Here is a 17,082-nt window from a genome sequence, read left to right as displayed (position 1 = left end):
GTGGGACGGGTGCGCCGGGTCCGGTGGGCGGGGGAGGGCACCGACTAAGGTCACGGCATGGACAACGCTGCGCACCGCCCACCCTCGGGGACACAGTGGACCATCGCCGCCGACGGCCACCAGGCCGTCATCGTCGAGGTCGGCGGTGGGGTACGGACGTACCGGCGGGACGGGGTGGACTACCTCGACGGGTACGCCGAGGACGAGATCAGCCCCGGCAGCGCCGGACACGTGCTGGCCCCCTGGCCGAACCGGATCAGGGACGGGAAGTACACCTTCGGCGACCGGTCGTTGCAGCTCGACCTGACCGAACCGGCCCGGGGGGTCGCCCTGCACGGCCTGGTCAACTGGGTGCGGTGGCAGCCGATCGAGGAGTCTCCCGATTCGGTCACGCTCGGTTACGACCTGCCGCCGACCCCCGGCTACCCGTGGCCGCTGCGGCTGCGTACCCGGTGGAGCGTAGGGGCGGACGGGTTGCGGGCCGCGCACGAGGTGACCAACACCGGGGCCGAGACCGCGCCGTTCGGGTTCTCCGTCCACCCGTACCTGCGGCTGGCGGGGGTCGCGGTGGACGACCTCACGATGCGGATGCCGGCCCGGACCCGGCTCCAGGTGGACGCCCGGCTGCTGCCGATCGGGGCGACCCCGGTGGCCGGCACCGAGTTCGACTGGACCAGCCCCCGGCCGATCGGCGACGCGCAGCTCGACCTCTGCTTCGGTGACGTGATCCGGGACGACGACGGCGGCTCGTCGGTCACCCTCGGGGCCCCGGACGGCTCGGACGCCGTGCACCTCTGGGCGGACCGTGAGTTCGGCTGGTGGCAGGTCTTCACCGGCGACGCGCTCACCGGCGAGCGGCACCGCCGTTCGGTGGCGGTGGAGCCGATGACCTGCCCGCCGGACGCGTTCCGATCCGGTCGGGACGTGATCGAGCTGGGCCCGGGGGAGACCTGGCGGGGCACCTGGGGCGTCCGGCCCGGGGTCTGAGCGTGGAGTTCGGCGAGGTGGTCCGGCGACGCCGGATGGTGCGCAACTACGACCCGGACCGCCCGGTGCCGCCGGAGGTGGTGGATCGGCTGCTCGACCACGCGGTCCGGGCCCCGTCGGCCGGCTTCGCCCAGGGCTGGGGTTTCCTGGTGCTGGAGGAGCCGGCGGACCGGGAGCGGTTCTGGACGGCGACCACCCCCGAGGGTGGCGGCCGGGAACGGTGGTTGGCGGGGATGCGCCGGGCGCCGCTGATCGTGGTGCCGCACGCCAACCAGTCGGTCTACCTGGAGCGGTACGCCGAGCCGGACAAGGGCTGGGCGGATCGCTCGGTCGACCGCTGGCCGGTGCCCTACTGGTACGTGGACACCGGCTTCGCCGCGCTGCTGATGCTGCTCACCGCCGTGGACGAGGGGCTGGGGGCGTGCTTCTTCGGGATCCCGCCGCACCGGTTGACGCCGTACCGGGAGGCGTTCGGAGTGCCGGTGGAGTACCACCCGATCGGCGCGATGACGGTAGGTTATCGAGCAATCGACCACCGGTCACCGTCGCTGCGTAGGGGGCGTCGGCCGGTGGACGAGGTGGTCCGGCGCGGCCGATGGAGTTGATGCCGGTTCGTCCGCAGTGGGCGGCGGCGCTGAGGAAACCGACAACGGGGAGCAAAACGCGGTGTGGCAGGGGCGGATAGGCTGGCATCGTCATCGGTGCCGCGCGGTGCGGTGCCTCGGCGTGACCCGGCACCACGCCGAGGGTCGGCCCGGCCACGGGGAGGGGAGCGTGCCGTGATCTTCAGAGCGGTCCGGGACGGGCGTCCCTACCCGGAACACCACCTCACGCTCAAGCAGTGGGCGGAGATCCCTCCGCGCCCGCTGCGGCTGGACCAGCTCATCACCACCAAACGTGAGCTGGCGCTGGACAAGCTCCTCGCCGAGGACTCCACCTTCTACGGCGACCTGTTCCCGCACGTGGTGCAGTGGAACGGCGGCCTCTACCTGGAGGACGGCCTGCACCGGGCGTTGCGGGCGGCGTTGCAGCAGCGCAACCAGATCCACGCCCGGGTGCTGGTCTTCAACGGCCAGCCCGAGTGACGGCTCCCTGAGGAGTCGTTAAGGTGGCGGCCATGGGCACTGCGCTGGACCTGCTGGACGTCGACGCCTCGCTGAGCGAGGAGGAGCGGCAGATCCGGGCCGTGGTCCGCCGGCTCGTCGACGACCGGGTCCGCCCGTACGTCGCCGGCTGGTACGAGGACGGCCAGGTCCCGGCCCGCGAGCTGGCCCGGGAGTTCGGCAAGCTCGGCCTGCTCGGCATGCACCTGACCGGGTACGGCTGCGCCGGTTCCTCGGCCGTGGCGTACGGGCTGGCCTGCCTCGAACTGGAGGCCGGCGACTCCGGCGTCCGGTCCCTGGTGTCGGTGCAGGGTTCGCTGGCCATGTACGCCATCTGGCGCTTCGGCAGCGAGGACCAGAAGCAGCGTTGGTTGCCCGCGATGGCGGCCGGCGAGGCGATCGGCTGCTTCGGCCTGACCGAGCCCGACCACGGCTCCGACCCGGCCTCGATGGTGACCCGGGCCCGCCGCGACGGCGACGACTGGGTTCTCGACGGCGCGAAGATGTGGATCACCAATGCGCCGGTCGCCGACGTCGGGGTGGTCTGGGCGCGTACCGACGAGGGGGTGCGGGGCTTTCTCGTGCCGATGGACGCCCCCGGGGTGGGCCGGCAGGAGATCCGTCGGAAGATGTCGCTGCGGGCCTCACTCACCGGCGAGATCGCCCTCGACGGGGTCCGGCTGCCGGCGGACGCCCGGCTGCCGGAGGCGGTCGGGCTCAGGGCACCGCTGAGCTGCCTGACCGAGGCCCGGCACGGCATCGTCTGGGGCGCGCTCGGCGCGGCCCGCGACTGCCTGGAGACCGCCCTGTCGTACGCCACGACCCGGACCCAGTTCGGCCGCCCGCTGGCCGGGTTCCAGCTCACCCAGGCCAAGCTCGCCGACATGGCCGTCGAGTGGAACAAGGGGCTGCTGCTCGCCCTGCACCTGGGTCGGCTGGCCGACGCGGGGAAGCTCCGGCCGGAACAGGTCAGCGTGGGCAAGCTGAACAACGTCCGGGAGGCGCTGGCGATCGCCCGGCAGTGCCGGACGATCCTCGGCGCGAACGGGGTCTCCGGCGAGTACCCGGTGATGCGGCACGCCAACAACCTGGAGAGCGTGCTCACCTACGAGGGCACCTCCGAGATCCACCAGCTGGTCATCGGGCAGCGGCTCACCGGGTTGTCCGCCTTCGCCTGAGTCCGGCCGTCACCCGTTCGGGTTCCTCGCCGCGCGGGCGTCGCACGGTACCCGTAACGTCATCGACAGGTGCACGTGTCTGACGAGGACGGTGAGGGCGATGGCCCGCGACGGTGAGACCCCCCAGAGTGAGTTCCCCGGCTACCCGACCGCCGACACACTGCCCACCCGGTCGGGCGACCCGACCGACCCCGACGCCCCACCGGCCGGCCCGCCCCGCGCAGCCGGCGGCCCGGCCCGGGGCCTGCTCTGGGTGCTCGGCGCGGCGGCGCTGGTCGTGGTGGTGCTGCTCGGCACCCAGGTGACCGGGATCTTCCCGGACTTCCGCAACCCGTTCGCCAAGGAAGAGACCGACCGCAGCCAGCCGCCGCTGCTCAAGTCGATCCAGGATCTCAGCCGCTACGTCGCGGCGGAGGGCAACTTCCAGGTCGTGGTCGACCTCCAGAACGACCGCAACAACGTGCCGGAGTTCCTGCTCAACCAGCGGACCCTCTTCGTCGGGGCGGGCAGCATCGAGGCGTACGTCGACTTCGGCAAGATCTCCGAGGGGGCGGTGGTGCCGTCCGCCGACGGCAAGTCCGTCGAGGTCAAGCTGCCCGCGCCGCAGCTCGGCCAGACCAACCTCGACCTGGACAAGAGCTACGTCTTCGCGGAGGAGCGCGGCCTGTTCAACCGGATCGGTGAGCTGGTCAAGGGCGACCCCAACCGGCAGCAGCAGGTCTACCGGTTGGCCGAGGAGCGGATCACCGCGGCGGCCCGGGACAGCGGGCTGACCCAGCGCGCCGAGGAGAACACCCGCAAGATGCTGGAGGGCCTGCTCCGCTCGCTCGGCTACGAGAAGGTCACCGTCACCTACACGGCCCCCTGACCCCGGGCGGGCCGGCAGCCGGCTGTGCAGAGTGCCGCCTCCCGATCGGGGAGGCGGCACTCTGGTCGGGATCCGGTTCGGGCGGCCAGGTCCGCCCGCGGGGGTCAGTAGCTGGCGGCGTACCGGTCCTCGTTGGGCATCAGGATCCACAGCACCAGGTAGACGATCACCTGGGTGCCGGGCAGCAGCAGCGACAGCAGGAACAGCAGCCGGACCAGGGTGGCCGAGGTGTTGAACCGGCGGGCCAGGCCGGCACAGACGCCGGCGAGCATGCGCCCCTCGCGGGGTCGGACCAGTTTGCGACTCATCGTCGTACTCCCACTCTGCGGCGATCCGCCGCGCTGCATTCCACGGTAGGAACGGGCGGCCACCCTGCCCTCCGTCCCGAGAGTGATCCGGTGGCCCCGTACCCGTAGGTGGTTACCCGAGTCGGCCTCGGCCGATGCCTCCCGGCGCAGGATGCGGCGGGGCGTGAGCTGGGCGGGTAGGCTCGCCGGTCGACACCGTCCCCACCCTGGACGGGATCAGCAGGTCGCCGGGAACCCCGGGCGGCCACGAACCCGGCCGGACCCGGCACCACCGGGCGACGGCGAGGAAGCGCAGCGATGATCAGTGTCTTCGACCTCTTCAGTGTCGGCATCGGGCCGTCCAGCTCACACACGGTGGGTCCGATGCGGGCCGCGCGCACCTTCGTCGCCGGGCTGAAGGCCGACGGGCTGCTGCACACCGTCACCCGGGTCCGGGCCGAGCTGTTCGGCTCGCTGGGCGCGACCGGCCACGGCCACGGCAGCGACCGGGCGGTGCTGCTCGGGCTGGCCGGCGAGAACCCGGAGACGGTGGACACCGACGGCGTCGGACCCCGGGTCGCCGAGATCCGCGAACAGCGCCGGCTCGCCCTGCTCGGTGGCCAGGAGATCGACTTCGACCCGGACCGGGACCTGGTGCTGCACCGCCGCCGGTCGCTGCCGTACCACCCGAACGGGATGGTCTTCGCGGCCTGGGACGCGGCGGGGGTGGAGGTTCGGGCGCGGACGTACTACTCGGTCGGTGGCGGGTTCGTGGTGGACGAGGCGGCGGCCGGGGCGGACCGGATCAGGCCGGACACCACACCGGTCCGGCACCCCTTTTCCACCGGTGCCGAGTTGCTCGACGTCACCACCGCGACCGGCCTGTCGATCAGCGAGGTGATGCTCGCCAACGAGCGGTCCTGGCGCGGCGAGGCGGACGTGCGGGCCGGGCTGCTGGACATCTGGCGGTTGATGCGCGAGTGCGTGGCCCGGGGTGGCGAGCGGGACGGCGTACTGCCCGGTGGGTTGCGGGTCCGCCGCCGCGCCGCCGAGCTGCGCCGCAGCCTGGAGGCGGACGCCGGCTCCACCGACCCGCTGCGCGCGATGGACTGGGTGACCCTGTTCGCGCTCGCGGTCAACGAGGAGAACGCCGCCGGTGGCCGGGTGGTGACCGCCCCGACGAACGGCGCGGCCGGGATCATCCCGGCGGTGCTGCACTACTACACCCGGTTCGTGCCGGGCGCCTCCGACCAGGGCGTGGTCCGGTTCCTGTTGGCCGCCGGGGCGATCGGGGTGCTGTTCAAGGAGAACGCCTCCATCTCCGGCGCGGAGGTGGGCTGCCAGGGCGAGGTCGGGTCGGCCTGCTCGATGGCCGCCGCCGGGCTGGCCGAGGCGTGGGGCGGCACCCCCGAGCAGGTGGAGAACGCCGCCGAGATCGGCATGGAGCACAACCTCGGGCTGACCTGCGACCCGGTCGGGGGGCTGGTGCAGATCCCCTGCATCGAACGGAACGCGGTGGCTAGCATCAAGGCGATCACGGCGGCCCGGTTGGCGCTGCGCGGCGACGGGGTGCACCACGTCTCGCTCGACAAGGTCATCAAGACCATGCGCGAGACCGGGGCGGACATGAAGGTCAAGTACAAGGAGACGGCACGCGGCGGCCTGGCCGTCAACGTGATCGAGTGCTGAGGGGCGTTCGTTCACCGACTGCTAACCTGTCGTCCGTTGTTGTCAGGCGGGAGGCGACGGTGACCGCAGGCGTCACGACGTTGTGGTCGCACCGCAACTCGCTGCGCATCCTGGTCAAGCGTGATCTCGCGGTGAAGTACCAGCAGTCGGTGCTCGGTTACTTCTGGTCGTTGATCGAGCCGCTGGGGATGGGCGCGATCTACTTCTTCGTCTTCGGGGTGCTCTACTCCGGGCCGACCAACCGGCACCTCGGCGAGGCCGCCGGGTCGTACCCGCTCTTCCTGATCACCGGCATCTTCGCCTGGATGTGGACCAGTTCGGCGCTGAGCGAGGCGACCAACGCGCTGACCGGGCAGTCCCGCCTGATCACCACGATGAACGTGCCCCGGCAGGTCTTCCCGATCGGCCGGGTCACCGGCCGGTTCGCCGAGTACGTCGCCGGCCTGCCGATCCTGCTCGCCGTCGCCGCCGTCTACGCCGCACACGGCCGGATCGACCTCGGTTGGTCGCTGCTGAGCCTGCCGCTGGCCGTGGTCGTGCAGGGCACCCTGCTGGTCGGGCTGTCCCTGCTGCTGTCGGCGGTGAACGTGCTGATGCGCGACGTCGAGCGGTTCATGCGGCTGGTCATCCGGGTGCTCTTCTACGCCACCCCGATCATCTACCCGCTGAGTCTGGTGCGGGAGTCCGGGATGCCGGGCTGGGTGAAGGTGGCGTACGAGCTGAACCCGCTGGTCGGCATCTTCCAGCTCCAGCACGCCATCTGGTACCCGGACGAGTTCCCGGACGCCCGGCTGCTGAGCACCACGGTCGCCGGCAGCCTGCTGGTGCTGGTGGCCGGTTGGTGGGCGTTCCGCCGGCTCGAACCGGCCGTGCTGAAGGAACTGTAGGTGCCGCCGATCATCGAGGCGCAGGGTCTCGGCATCCGCTTCGTCCGCAACCGGCGTCGGCAGCTCCGGCTGCGGGAACTCTTCATCCACCGGGGCCGGGCCGCTGCCGCCGGTCAGTTCTGGCCGCTGCGCGACGTCTCGTTCACCGTCGAGCCGGGCGACACGCTCGGCGTGATCGGGCGCAACGGCACCGGCAAGAGCACCCTGCTGCGGTTGATCGCCGGAGTGCTGATCCCCGACGAGGGGCGGATCAGGGTCTCCGGCGACGTCGCGCCGCTGCTGGAACTCTCCGCCGGCTTCTCCAACGACCTGACCGGGCGGGAGAACCTCTACCTGGTCGGCGGGCTGCACGGGTTGTCCTCGGGCTACCTGAAGCGGCACTTCGACGACATCGTCTCGTTCGCCGGTGAGCAGGTGGAACGGGCCATCGACACCTCGGTCCGGCACTACTCGTCCGGGATGAAGGTGCGGCTCGGGTTCGCGATCATCTCGCACCTGCCGCACCCGATCCTGCTGATGGACGAGGTGACCGCGGTGGGCGACGCGGAGTTCCGCAAGAAGTGCTATTCGACGATCGACCGACTGCTCGCGGAGGGGCGCACCTTGGTGCTGGTGTCACACAACGAGAAGGACCTGACCCGGTTCTGCCGTCGGGGGCTCTACCTCGACGGTGGACGGCTGACCGTGGACGGGACGGTCGCCGAGGCGCTCGACGCGTACCACGCCGTGGTGCCGAGGTGACGCTTGCGATCGTGCTCGCCGCCGGTGCGCCGGCCGGGGGCCTGACCACCGGCACGGGCGAACCCCTCACCGACCGGCTGGCCGACCAGCTGCGCCGCGCCGGGGCGGACCGGGTCACCACCGTCGCCGACCTGGTCGAGCTGGCCGCCCTGGTCGACACCGTCACCGGCCCGGTGCTGGTCACCGGAGCCGACCTGGTCGCGCACACGGCCGTACTGAAGCATCTGGTGACCAGCCCGGTCGGCCCGACGGTGGCCCTGGTGCTCACCGACCCGCCGGCCGCCGGCCGGACGGTGGTCCGCGAGGAGCGCGGGCAGGTGGTCGACGCCGGCCCGACGCTGCCCGACGCCACCGGCGTCTTCGGCGGCGCGCTGCGGGTCGGCGCGGACGACCTGCCGGCCCTGGCGGCGGCGGCCCGCGCCGCGCACGGTGCGGTGCCGGCCCGGACCGCCGGCGTCCTCCCGTCGGCGGGGGGCGCGGCCGGCATCCCGGCCGCCCGGACCGCCGACGACACCCCGGCGGCGGGCGGTGTGGCCGGTACCCCGGTGGCCGGCGGTCGGGCGGCCGGGCCCGCCGTGGACCGGCTCTTCGCCGCGCTCACCGATCTCGGCACGCTGACCTTCGCCCACCGGGTACGCCTGCTCGTGGCGCACCGGGTCGCCGACCCGGCCGGGCTGGCCGAGGCCGAGGCGGCCCTGGCCGGGGTGGACGAGGACCGGGCGGAGCTGCGGCTGTCGGTGAAGGAACGGGACGACTTCTTCACCACCTACTTCGTCAGCACCTGGTCGCCGTACGTGACGAAGGTGTGCGCCCGGCTCGGCCTGACGCCGACCGGGGTCACCATGGTCTCGGTGCTCTTCGCGGTGGTCGCGGCGGTGCTCTTCGGCGTCGGTGGCCGATCCGCCCTGGTGGCCGGCGCGGTCCTGCTCTACCTGGGTTTCGTGCTGGACTGCGTGGACGGGCAGTTGGCCCGCTACACCCGGCACTTCAGCGCGTGGGGCGGCTGGCTGGACACGATGGCCGACCGGGCGAAGGAGTACCTGGTCTACGCGGGTCTGGGCTACGGCGCGACGCACGCCGGGTTCCGCTACGGCTGGGCGCTGGCGATCGCCGCGATGATCCTGCAGACCGTCCGGCACATGACCGACGCCTGGTACGGGGTGCTGCACGACGAGGCGGCCCGGCGACCCCGCCCGGCCACCCCGGCCGCCGGTGGGATCGGCGGGAAGCTGAATGCCGCCTCGACCCGGGTGCAGGCGGACACCGGCTCGGTGTCGTACTGGCTGAAGCGGACGGTGGTCTTCCCGATCGGCGAGCGGTGGGCGTTGATCGCGGTCACCGCCGCGCTGTTCGGGCCGTTGGTCAGCCTGGTCTCGGTGCTGGTGTGGGGGGTGCTGGCGTTCGGGTACACGGGCGCGTTGCGGACCCTGCGGGCGCGCTGGATGTGGGTGCCGGTGCTGGACACCGTCGACGCGACGCTGCACCGCGACGACGGGCCGGTGGCGGCCCGGCTGCCGGTGGTCCGCCCGATGGGTCCGCTGACCCTGGCGGTGATCGGGGTGTTCGGGCCGGCGGTGCTGCTGGTGGCGGGGCTGCTCCGGTCGGCCGGCGACGGCGACCCGGGCGGGCTGCGCTGGTGGTTGCCGGTGGCGCTGGTGGTGCTGCTGGTGGCCGGGCTGGGGGCGGGCGCGGCGCACAACGGTCCGCTGGACTGGCTGGTGCCGGCGGCGCTGCGGGCGGGCGAGTACCTCTTTGCCGCCGTGGTCGGGGTGGTCGGCGGGGTGCCGGCCTGGTTGATCTTCGGGTACGTCTTCGTGCTGACCGTGCACCACTACGACCTGACCGCCCGGTTGGAGAAGCGGCAGGCGGCCCCGCCGCTGCACCCGTGGACGCTGGGCTGGGAGGGGCGTTCGGTGCTGCTGGCGGTGGTGGCGATCGCCGGATTTGCCAGCCTTGCCATGGCTACACTCGGTGCGTACCTTTTTGTGGTTTTCGTGGCGAGTGTCGTCCTGGCCTGGGTCGTCCTGCCGGCCCGCGCCACCCGGGCGGCGGCCGTACCGGCGCGGGGTGGTTCGCCGGGCTGACGACAGGGGCGGCCGGATGACGCTGATCAGCTTCGTCGTACCGGCCTTCCGGGTGCAGGGCTACCTGCGCGAGTGCCTGGACTCGCTGCTCGGACAGCCGTACCGGGACATCGAGGTGATCGGGGTCGACGACGCCTCCCCGGACGCCTGTGGCGACATCCTCGCCGAGTACGTCGCCCGGGATCCCCGGGTCCGGGCGGTACGCCTGCCCGCGAACGCCGGGCTCGGTCCGGCCCGCAACGTCGGGCTGGACCGGGCCACCGGCGAGTACGTCTGGTTCCTCGACGGCGACGACTGGCTCGCCCCCGACTGCCTGCCCGAGGTCGCCGACCGGCTCACCGCCACCCGTCCGGACGTGCTCCTGGTCGACCACGTCCGGGTGCACTGGGACGAGCGCGTCACCGGCAGCGCCCTGCCGGAGGTCTTCCCCGAACCGCCCGGCGCGGCGACCTTCCGGCTGGCGGACCGGCCGCAGACCCTACGGCTGCTGCACACCGCCTGGAACCGGCTGGTCCGCCGGGAGTTCCTGACCGGCCTCGGGCTGCGCTTCGCCCCCGGCTGGTACGAGGACGTCGCGTTCAGCTACCCGGTGCTGCTGGCCGCCGGGCGGATCGGCGTACTCGACCGGGTCTGCGTCAACTACCGGCAGCGCCGGGCCGGCGCGATCACCCGGACCCGGGACGACCGGCACTTCGAGGTCTTCGACCAGTGGCACCGGGTGTTCCGCTTCCTCGACGACCGGCCGGAGCTGGCCGGGCTGCGACCGGTGGTCTTCGAGCGGATGATCTGGCACTACCTGACCGTGCTCGGCAACGGCGACCGGATCGCCCCCGAACTGCGGCCGGCGTTCTTCCACCGGATCACCGCCGACCACCGGCGCTTCCAGCCGGCCGAGGGTTACCCGGTGCCGGACGGGGTGGACGGGCTCAAGCACCGCCTGGTCGCCGCCGGCCGGTGGCGCACCTTCGCTGCGCTGCGCACCGCCCATCAGGCGAAGGAGACCGCGCGGGCGACCCGCCGTCGGGCCCGGCCGGTGGCCCGGCGGACCGCCCGGCTGGCCCGGGACGCGCTGCTGCGCGAGTACTACCGGGCCGAACTGCGTCGGCCGGTCGACCCGACGCTGGCCGTCTACGCCGCCTACTGGTACCGCGGGTACGCCTGCAACCCGGCGGCGATCGCCGCCGCCGCCCGCCGGCTCGCCCCGCAGATACGGGGGGTGTGGATCGTCCGACGGGACCGGATCGACACCCTTCCACCCGGCACCGAGTACGTCGTCGCCGGTACCCGCGACTGTCAGCGGGCGCTGGCGCGGGCCCGTTGGCTGGTCAACAACGTGAACTTCCCGGACTTCGTCCGCAAGCGCCCCGGCCAGGTGCACGTGCAGACCCACCACGGCACCCCGGTCAAGGTGATGGGCCTGGACCAGCAGCGGTACCCGATCGGCGCGGTCGGGACGGACTTCGCCGGGCTGCTGCGCCGGGTGGACCGCTGGGACTACAGCATCACCTCGAACGCCTTCTCCACCCAGATGTGGGACCGCGCCTATCCGGCGGACTACGTCCGGTTGGAGGTGGGCTACCCGCGCAACGACCGGCTGGTCACCGCCACCGCCGAGGAGGTGCGCGCGGTACGGGCCCGGCTCGGGGTCGCACCGGGCGAGCGGGTGGTGCTCTACGCGCCGACCCACCGCGAGCACCTGCCCGGGTACCGACCGCCGTTCGACCCGCACCGGCTGCTGGACGTGCTCGGGCCGGCCGGCCGGCTGCTGGTGCGCAGCCACTACTTCCACGACCGGGACGGTCGGGCCCGTCGGCGTACCGAGGGGCGGGTGCTCGACGTGAGCGACGTCGGTGGTGTCGAGGACCTCTACCTCGCCGCCGACGTGCTGGTCACCGACTACTCGTCGGCGATGTTCGACTACGCGGTGCTGGACCGACCGATCGTGATCTACGCGCCGGACCGGGACGCCTACCGGCTGGCCCGGGGGGTCTACTTCGACGTCACCGTCGAGGCGCCGGGCGCGGTCGCGCTGACCTTCGACGAACTGCTCGAGCTCTTCCGCTGCGGTGCGGTGACCGGGGAGCGGGCCGACCGGGCCCGGCGGGCGTTCCGGGAGCGGTTCTGCCCGTGGGACGACGGGCACGCGGCGGAGCGGGTGGTCCGCCGGGTGTTCCTCGGCGAACCGGAGTGATGCGGCCGGATTGCCGCACTGGCGTAATAGGGCTGTCATCAGCCGAACATGGCACGTTTACCCGATGTGCTAACCCGATGATGCTCGTCACAGTCAACCCCGGGGTTCGGCCAAGCTGGGGGAGGAGACGGTGACCACCGTCGCGCTTAAGGACGTCACAAAGGTTTTCCAGGACGGGACACTCGCCGTCGACAACGTCAGTCTCGACGTCAACGACGGCGAGTTCATGGTGCTGCTCGGCCCGTCCGGTTGTGGGAAGTCGACCGTGTTGCGGATGATCGCGGGTCTGGAGGACCCGACCACCGGGGCGGTGATGCTCGACGGCGAGGTCGCCAACGACCTGCCGCCGCGCGACCGGAAGATCGCCATGGTCTTTCAGGACTTCGCGCTCTATCCGCACATGACGGTCGGCGACAACATCGGCTTCCCGCTGAAGTTGTCCGGCGTCGAGCCGTCACCGCGCGGCGAGCGGGTGCAGGACGTGGCGAGCGCGCTCGGCATCGGCGACGTGCTCGCCCGCAAGCCGAACCAGCTCTCCGGCGGCCAGCGGCAGCGGGTCGCGATGGGCCGGGCGATCGTCCGCCGGCCGGGGCTGTTCCTGATGGACGAGCCGTTGTCCAACCTGGACAGCGGCCTGCGCGCCGAGCTGCGCGCCGAGATCTCCGGGCTCACCCGCGAGCTGGGTGTCACCACCATCTACGTCACCCACGACCAGGCCGAGGCCCTGACCATGGCCGACCGGGTGGCCATCATGCGCAAGGGCGTCCTCCAGGACGTGGGCACCCCCACCCAGGTGTACGGCCGCCCGGCGACCCTCTACGTCGCCGCCTTCCTCGGCAGCCCCCGGATGAACCTGCTGGAGGCGTCGGTCTACGTCCACCTCGACCGGTACGTCACGCTGACCCTCGGTGACCAGGCGCTCTACCTGCCCTGGGACGACATCCGCAGCCGGGCGGTGGCGCACTACCACGGCGAGCGGATCGTGGTCGGGATGCGGGCCGAGGCGCTCACCCCGGTCGCCCCGGACACCCCCGGCGACGTGCTCCAGGGCCGGGTCCGCTACCTGGAGCACCACGGGCACGAGTCGCTTGCCTTCCTCGACATCGGCGCCACCGCCATCATGGTGGACGAGATGAGCGCCCCCGTCGAGGACGCCGCCCCGGGCCAGCGTGGGCTGCGCCGGTTCGGCCAGGTCATGTCCCGGCTCACCGGGCGGGCCGTCGACCCGGAGCAGGCCACCACGACGCCCGGCGGCAACCGGACCAGCGTGCTGAACGACCCCGGCCGGCACCACCGCCGCCCGGCCGAGCTGGCGGTACGGCTGGCCCCGTACCCGGCGATCTCGGCGGGTCACCCGATGGCGGTCGCGGTCCGGATGGACGCCCTGCACTTCTTCGACGAGCGGGGCGACCGGATCGACGTCGGCTGGCGCTGACGGTCCGCCCTGCCGCGGCTCCTGGGCTGGTGGACCGGCTGCCCGACTCGCCGGCCACCCACAACCACGTCGGCGGCCCGCACGCCGGCGCCATGTTCACCCTGGGCGAGACCGCTTCCGGCGCGGTGGTGATGGCCGCGTTCGGGCACGTCCTGGACCGGGTCGTGCCGCTCGCCGTGCGGGCCGGCATCGCGTACCGGAAGCTGGCGATGGGACCGGTGCTCGCCACCGCGCGGCTCGGTCGTACCCCGGCCGAGGTGCTCGCCGAGCTGGCTGCCGGGCAGCGTCCGGAGTTCCCCGTCGAAGTGGAGATCGGCACCCCCGACGGCACCGTCACCGGCACGATGACCGTGCTCTGGACGCTGCGTCCGAACCGCTGACCCGGGTCGCGGCCCGGCCGTCGACCAGGGTGGCGGGTGGGGAAAAGGGTTTGCCCGGCCGGGGCGGTGGATAGATTCGTAGCGTGCTGGGCCTACCTGGTCATGTGACCGCCTGCCTCTTCGACCTCGACGGCGTGCTGACCCAAACCGCCAGGGTCCACAACGCCGCCTGGAAACAGACCTTCGACGACCTGCTGCGCCGGCACGCCGAGGCCAGCGGTGTGCCGTTCCGCCCCTTCGACCCCGGCCCGGACTACCACCGGTACGTCGACGGGAAGCCGCGCGCCGACGGGGTGCGCTCCTTCCTCGCCTCCCGGGGCATCACCCTGCCCGAGGGGAGCCCGGACGACCCGCCGGGCGCGGACACCGTCAACGGTGTCGGCAACCGCAAGAACGTCGTGCTGCTCGACCGGATCCACCACGACGGCGTCGAGGCGTACCCGGGCTCGGTGGCCTATCTGAAGGCGGCCGAGCAGGCCGGGTTGCGCCGGGCGGTGGTCTCGGCCAGCGCCAACTGCCGCGACGTGGTCGCCGCCGCCGGGCTGGAACCGCTGCTGGAGGTACGGGTGGACGGGCTGGTCGCCCGTGCCGAGGGGCTGCGCGGCAAACCGCATCCGGACACCTTCCTCGCCGCCGCCGAACTGCTCGGCGTGGCCCCCGCCGACGCCGCCGTCTTCGAGGACGCCCTGGCCGGGGTGGCCGCCGGCCGGGCCGGCGACTTCGGGCACGTGGTCGGTGTCGACCGGGCCGGCCAGGCCGACGAGCTGCGCGCCCACGGCGCCGACGTGGTCGTCACCGACCTTGCCGAGCTGCTGACCGGGCCGACCGCATGATCCGCGAACGCGCCTACCCGGTCGAGCCCTGGCACATCCGGGAGACCCGCCTCGACATGGACGTGCTGGCCCAGTCCGAGTCGGTCTTCGCGCTCTCCAACGGCCACATCGGGCTGCGTGGCAACCTCGACGAGGGCGAGCCGCACGGCCTGCCCGGCACCTACCTGAACTCGTTCTACGAGCTGCGTCCGCTGCCGTACGCGGAGGCCGGGTTCGGCTTCCCCGAGTCGGGGCAGACCATCGTCAACGTCACCAACGGCAAGCTGATCCGGTTGCTCGTCGACGACGAACCCCTCGACCTGCGGTACGGCGAGCTGATCAGCCACGAGCGGGTCCTCGACCTGCGGGCCGGCACCCTCTACCGGGAGATGCACTGGCGTTCGCCCGCCGGCCGGGAGGTGAAGGTCCGCAGCACCCGGCTGGTCTCCTTCACCCAGCGGTCGGTCGCCGCGATCCACTACGAGGTGGAGGCGGTCAGCGGCCCGCTGCGGCTGATCCTCCAGTCCGAACTGGTCGCCAACGAGAACCTGCCGGCGCAGAGCCGCGACCCTCGGGTCGCCGCCGTGCTGGAGTCGCCGTTGCAGGCCGAGGAGGAGCTGACCACCGACGACGGCGGGCTGCTCATCCACCGCACCAAGGTCAGCGGGCTGCGGGTGGCCGTCGGGATGGGGCACGACGTGCACGCCCCGACCAAGGCCACCTTCGAGTCCGAGGGGTACGAGGACTGGGTGCGGACCACCGTCGGCTGCGTGCTCCAGCCCGGCGAGACGCTGCGCGTGGTCAAGTACCTCGCGTACGGCTGGTCCAGCCGGCGCTCCCTGCCGGCGCTGCGCGACCAGGTCGGTGCGGCGCTCGCCGCCGCCCGGCTGACCGGCTGGGACGGGCTGTACCAGGAACAGCGCAAGTACCTCGACGAGTTCTGGGACGCCGCCGACGTCCGGGTCGAGGGTGACCCGGAGGTGCAGCAGGCGGTCCGGTTCGGACTGTTCCACGTGCTCCAGGCGGGGGCACGGGCCGAGCGTCGACCGATCTCCGCCAAGGGGCTCACCGGCCCCGGGTACGACGGGCACGCGTTCTGGGACACCGAGATGTTCGTGCTGCCGGTGCTGACGTACACCCAGCCCAGCGCGGTGCGGGACGCCCTGTACTGGCGACACGCCACCCTGGAACAGGCCCACGAGCGGGCCCGCACGCTGAACCTGGCCGGCGCGGCGTTCCCGTGGCGGACCATCGAGGGGCCGGAGTCCTCGGCGTACTGGCCGGCCGGCACCGCCGCCTTCCACATCGCCGCCGACGTCGCCGACGCGCTGCGCCGCTACGTCCTGGTCACCGGGGACGAGCAGGTGGAACGGGACATCGGCCTGGAACTGCTGGTGGAGACCGCCCGGCTGTGGCGCTCGCTGGGCCACCACGACCGGTACGGCCGGTTCCACATCGACGGGGTGACCGGTCCCGACGAGTACACCGCCGTCAAGAACGACAACATCTACACCAACCTGATGGCACAGCGGAACCTGCTCACCGCCGCCGACTGCGCGATGCGCCTGCGCGACGAAGCCCTCGACCTCGGGGTGACCGAGGAGGAGGCGGCCGAGTGGCGGGACGCCGCCCAGGCCATGCACGTCCCGTACGACGAGGATCTCGACGTGCACGAGCAGGTGGAGGGCTTCACCCGGCTCCAGGAGTGGGACTTCGAGCACACCCCGCCGGAGAAGTACCCGCTGCTGCTGCACTACCCGTACTTCGACCTCTACCGCAAGCAGGTGGTCAAGCAGGCCGACCTGGTGCTGGCCATGCACTGGCGGGGGGACGCCTTCACCGACGCGCAGAAGCTGCGCAACTTCCTCTACTACGAGCGGCGCACCGTGCGGGACTCGTCCCTGTCCGCCTGCACCCAGGCGGTGCTGGCGGCCGAGGTGGGCCACCCCGAACTGGCCCACAGCTACCTGCGGGAAGCCGCGTTGATGGACCTGCACGACCTGAACGAGAACACCCGCGACGGCGTGCACATGGCCTCGCTCGCGGGGGCGTGGATCGCGTTGGTGGCCGGCTTCGGCGGGCTGCGCGACCACGACGGCGCGCTGTCGTTCGCCCCGCGACTGTCCAGCCGGTTGAGTCGCCTGGAGTTCTCGCTGCAGTGGCGGTCGATGCGGCTGCGGGTGGACGTCCGACCGCACCAGACCACGTACTCACTGCGCAACGGCGGCCCGGACACGATGGTGGAGCTGCGGCACCACGGGGAGACCGTCCGGGTCACCTCCGCCGTCCCGGTGACCGTGCCCGTACCGCAGACCCATGAACAGACTCCCGCGCCGGAACAGCCGCCCGGCCGGGCCCCGCTGCTCCGCCTCCCGGAGCCCCGCGTCTGAGCCGTCCCGACCGGTGTTGCGCCGGTCGGGACGGCTGGTGCCGGCGCTGG

14 protein-coding genes and 1 pseudogene are annotated in these 17,082 nt (G+C 72.5%); 14 read left to right on the top strand and 1 reads right to left on the bottom strand.

What is annotated here, in order from left to right:
• Nucleotides 1-57: 57 nt before the first annotated feature.
• From ACIG87_RS25125 to ACIG87_RS25105, 5 genes are all read left to right on the top strand, one after another.
• Nucleotides 58-987, top strand: a complete 930-nt coding sequence (locus tag ACIG87_RS25125; RefSeq protein WP_396853697.1) for an aldose 1-epimerase family protein — start codon at nt 58-60, stop codon at nt 985-987.
• A 2-nt stretch (nt 988-989) separates the two neighbouring features.
• On the top strand, nt 990-1,592 hold the full coding sequence (locus ACIG87_RS25120; protein ID WP_396853696.1) for a nitroreductase family protein: 603 nt from the start codon (nt 990-992) through the stop codon (nt 1,590-1,592).
• Between the two features lie 174 nt (nt 1,593-1,766).
• Nucleotides 1,767-2,072 carry a type II toxin-antitoxin system VapB family antitoxin gene (locus ACIG87_RS25115; protein ID WP_396853695.1) on the top strand — a complete coding sequence of 102 codons (306 nt, stop codon included), beginning with the start codon at nt 1,767-1,769 and terminating at the stop codon, nt 2,070-2,072.
• 32 nt (nt 2,073-2,104) lie between these two features.
• On the top strand, nt 2,105-3,268 hold the full coding sequence (locus ACIG87_RS25110) for an acyl-CoA dehydrogenase family protein (RefSeq protein WP_396853694.1): 1,164 nt from the start codon (nt 2,105-2,107) through the stop codon (nt 3,266-3,268).
• A 100-nt stretch (nt 3,269-3,368) separates the two neighbouring features.
• Entirely contained in the window at nt 3,369-4,136 is a 768-nt protein-coding gene (locus ACIG87_RS25105; RefSeq protein WP_396853692.1) for a DUF4230 domain-containing protein, read from the top strand.
• Nucleotides 4,137-4,240: 104 nt separating this feature from the next.
• Here the strand turns inward: ACIG87_RS25105 and ACIG87_RS25100 are convergent, their stop codons facing one another.
• A complete protein-coding gene (locus tag ACIG87_RS25100; RefSeq protein WP_396853691.1) occupies nt 4,241-4,444 on the bottom strand; it encodes a PspC domain-containing protein in 204 nt (67 codons plus the stop codon).
• 297 nt (nt 4,445-4,741) lie between these two features.
• Here ACIG87_RS25100 and ACIG87_RS25095 point away from each other — a divergent pair, with 297 nt between their 5' ends.
• The 9 genes and pseudogenes from ACIG87_RS25095 to ACIG87_RS25055 all read left to right on the top strand — a co-directional run bounded on the left by ACIG87_RS25095 (nt 4,742) and on the right by ACIG87_RS25055 (nt 17,032).
• The gene (locus ACIG87_RS25095) at nt 4,742-6,112 is read left to right on the top strand and encodes an L-serine ammonia-lyase (protein WP_396853690.1); all 1,371 of its coding nucleotides are present in this window, start codon (nt 4,742-4,744) and stop codon (nt 6,110-6,112) included.
• A gap of 59 nt (nt 6,113-6,171) precedes the next feature.
• Nucleotides 6,172-6,999 (top strand): ABC transporter permease, encoded by an 828-nt coding sequence (locus ACIG87_RS25090; protein WP_396853689.1) that lies wholly within the window; start codon nt 6,172-6,174, stop codon nt 6,997-6,999.
• Nucleotides 7,000-7,740 carry an ABC transporter ATP-binding protein gene (locus tag ACIG87_RS25085; protein ID WP_396853688.1) on the top strand — a complete coding sequence of 247 codons (741 nt, stop codon included), beginning with the start codon at nt 7,000-7,002 and terminating at the stop codon, nt 7,738-7,740.
• Nucleotides 7,737-9,824 (top strand): DUF5941 domain-containing protein, encoded by a 2,088-nt coding sequence (locus ACIG87_RS25080; RefSeq protein WP_396853687.1) that lies wholly within the window; start codon nt 7,737-7,739, stop codon nt 9,822-9,824. Before ACIG87_RS25085 ends, ACIG87_RS25080 begins: the two co-directional genes overlap by 4 nt.
• Before the next feature lie 16 nt (nt 9,825-9,840).
• Nucleotides 9,841-12,015, top strand: coding sequence for a CDP-glycerol glycerophosphotransferase family protein (locus ACIG87_RS25075; protein WP_396853686.1), 2,175 nt, complete (start codon nt 9,841-9,843; stop codon nt 12,013-12,015).
• 130 nt (nt 12,016-12,145) lie between these two features.
• Entirely contained in the window at nt 12,146-13,450 is a 1,305-nt protein-coding gene (locus ACIG87_RS25070; protein ID WP_396853684.1) for an ABC transporter ATP-binding protein, read from the top strand.
• Between the two features lie 29 nt (nt 13,451-13,479).
• A pseudogene (locus ACIG87_RS25065) lies at nt 13,480-13,830 on the top strand (DUF4442 domain-containing protein); the annotation flags it as partial.
• Nucleotides 13,831-13,913: 83 nt separating this feature from the next.
• On the top strand, nt 13,914-14,663 hold the full coding sequence (locus ACIG87_RS25060) for an HAD family hydrolase (RefSeq protein WP_396853682.1): 750 nt from the start codon (nt 13,914-13,916) through the stop codon (nt 14,661-14,663).
• The gene (locus tag ACIG87_RS25055; protein WP_396853680.1) at nt 14,660-17,032 is read left to right on the top strand and encodes a glycoside hydrolase family 65 protein; all 2,373 of its coding nucleotides are present in this window, start codon (nt 14,660-14,662) and stop codon (nt 17,030-17,032) included. The genes ACIG87_RS25060 and ACIG87_RS25055 overlap by 4 nt, the downstream gene beginning before the upstream one ends.
• Nucleotides 17,033-17,082 lie beyond the last annotated feature (50 nt).

The organism is Micromonospora sp. NPDC051925 (genome assembly GCF_044548625.1).
Taxonomy (GTDB): domain Bacteria; phylum Actinomycetota; class Actinomycetes; order Mycobacteriales; family Micromonosporaceae; genus Micromonospora.
The sequence above is the reverse complement of the archived record's forward strand: the minus strand, read 5'-3'. Positions and strand labels throughout refer to the sequence as shown.

Coding starts and splice junctions, on each gene's coding strand:
- ACIG87_RS25125 (WP_396853697.1), top strand. CDS start 58: ATGGACAACGCTGCGCACCGCCCACCCTCGGGGACACAGTGGACCATC.
- ACIG87_RS25110 (WP_396853694.1), top strand. CDS start 2,105: ATGGGCACTGCGCTGGACCTGCTGGACGTCGACGCCTCGCTGAGCGAG.
- ACIG87_RS25105 (WP_396853692.1), top strand. CDS start 3,369: ATGGCCCGCGACGGTGAGACCCCCCAGAGTGAGTTCCCCGGCTACCCG.
- ACIG87_RS25100 (WP_396853691.1), bottom strand. CDS start 4,444: ATGAGTCGCAAACTGGTCCGACCCCGCGAGGGGCGCATGCTCGCCGGC.
- ACIG87_RS25095 (WP_396853690.1), top strand. CDS start 4,742: ATGATCAGTGTCTTCGACCTCTTCAGTGTCGGCATCGGGCCGTCCAGC.
- ACIG87_RS25075 (WP_396853686.1), top strand. CDS start 9,841: ATGACGCTGATCAGCTTCGTCGTACCGGCCTTCCGGGTGCAGGGCTAC.
- ACIG87_RS25055 (WP_396853680.1), top strand. CDS start 14,660: ATGATCCGCGAACGCGCCTACCCGGTCGAGCCCTGGCACATCCGGGAG.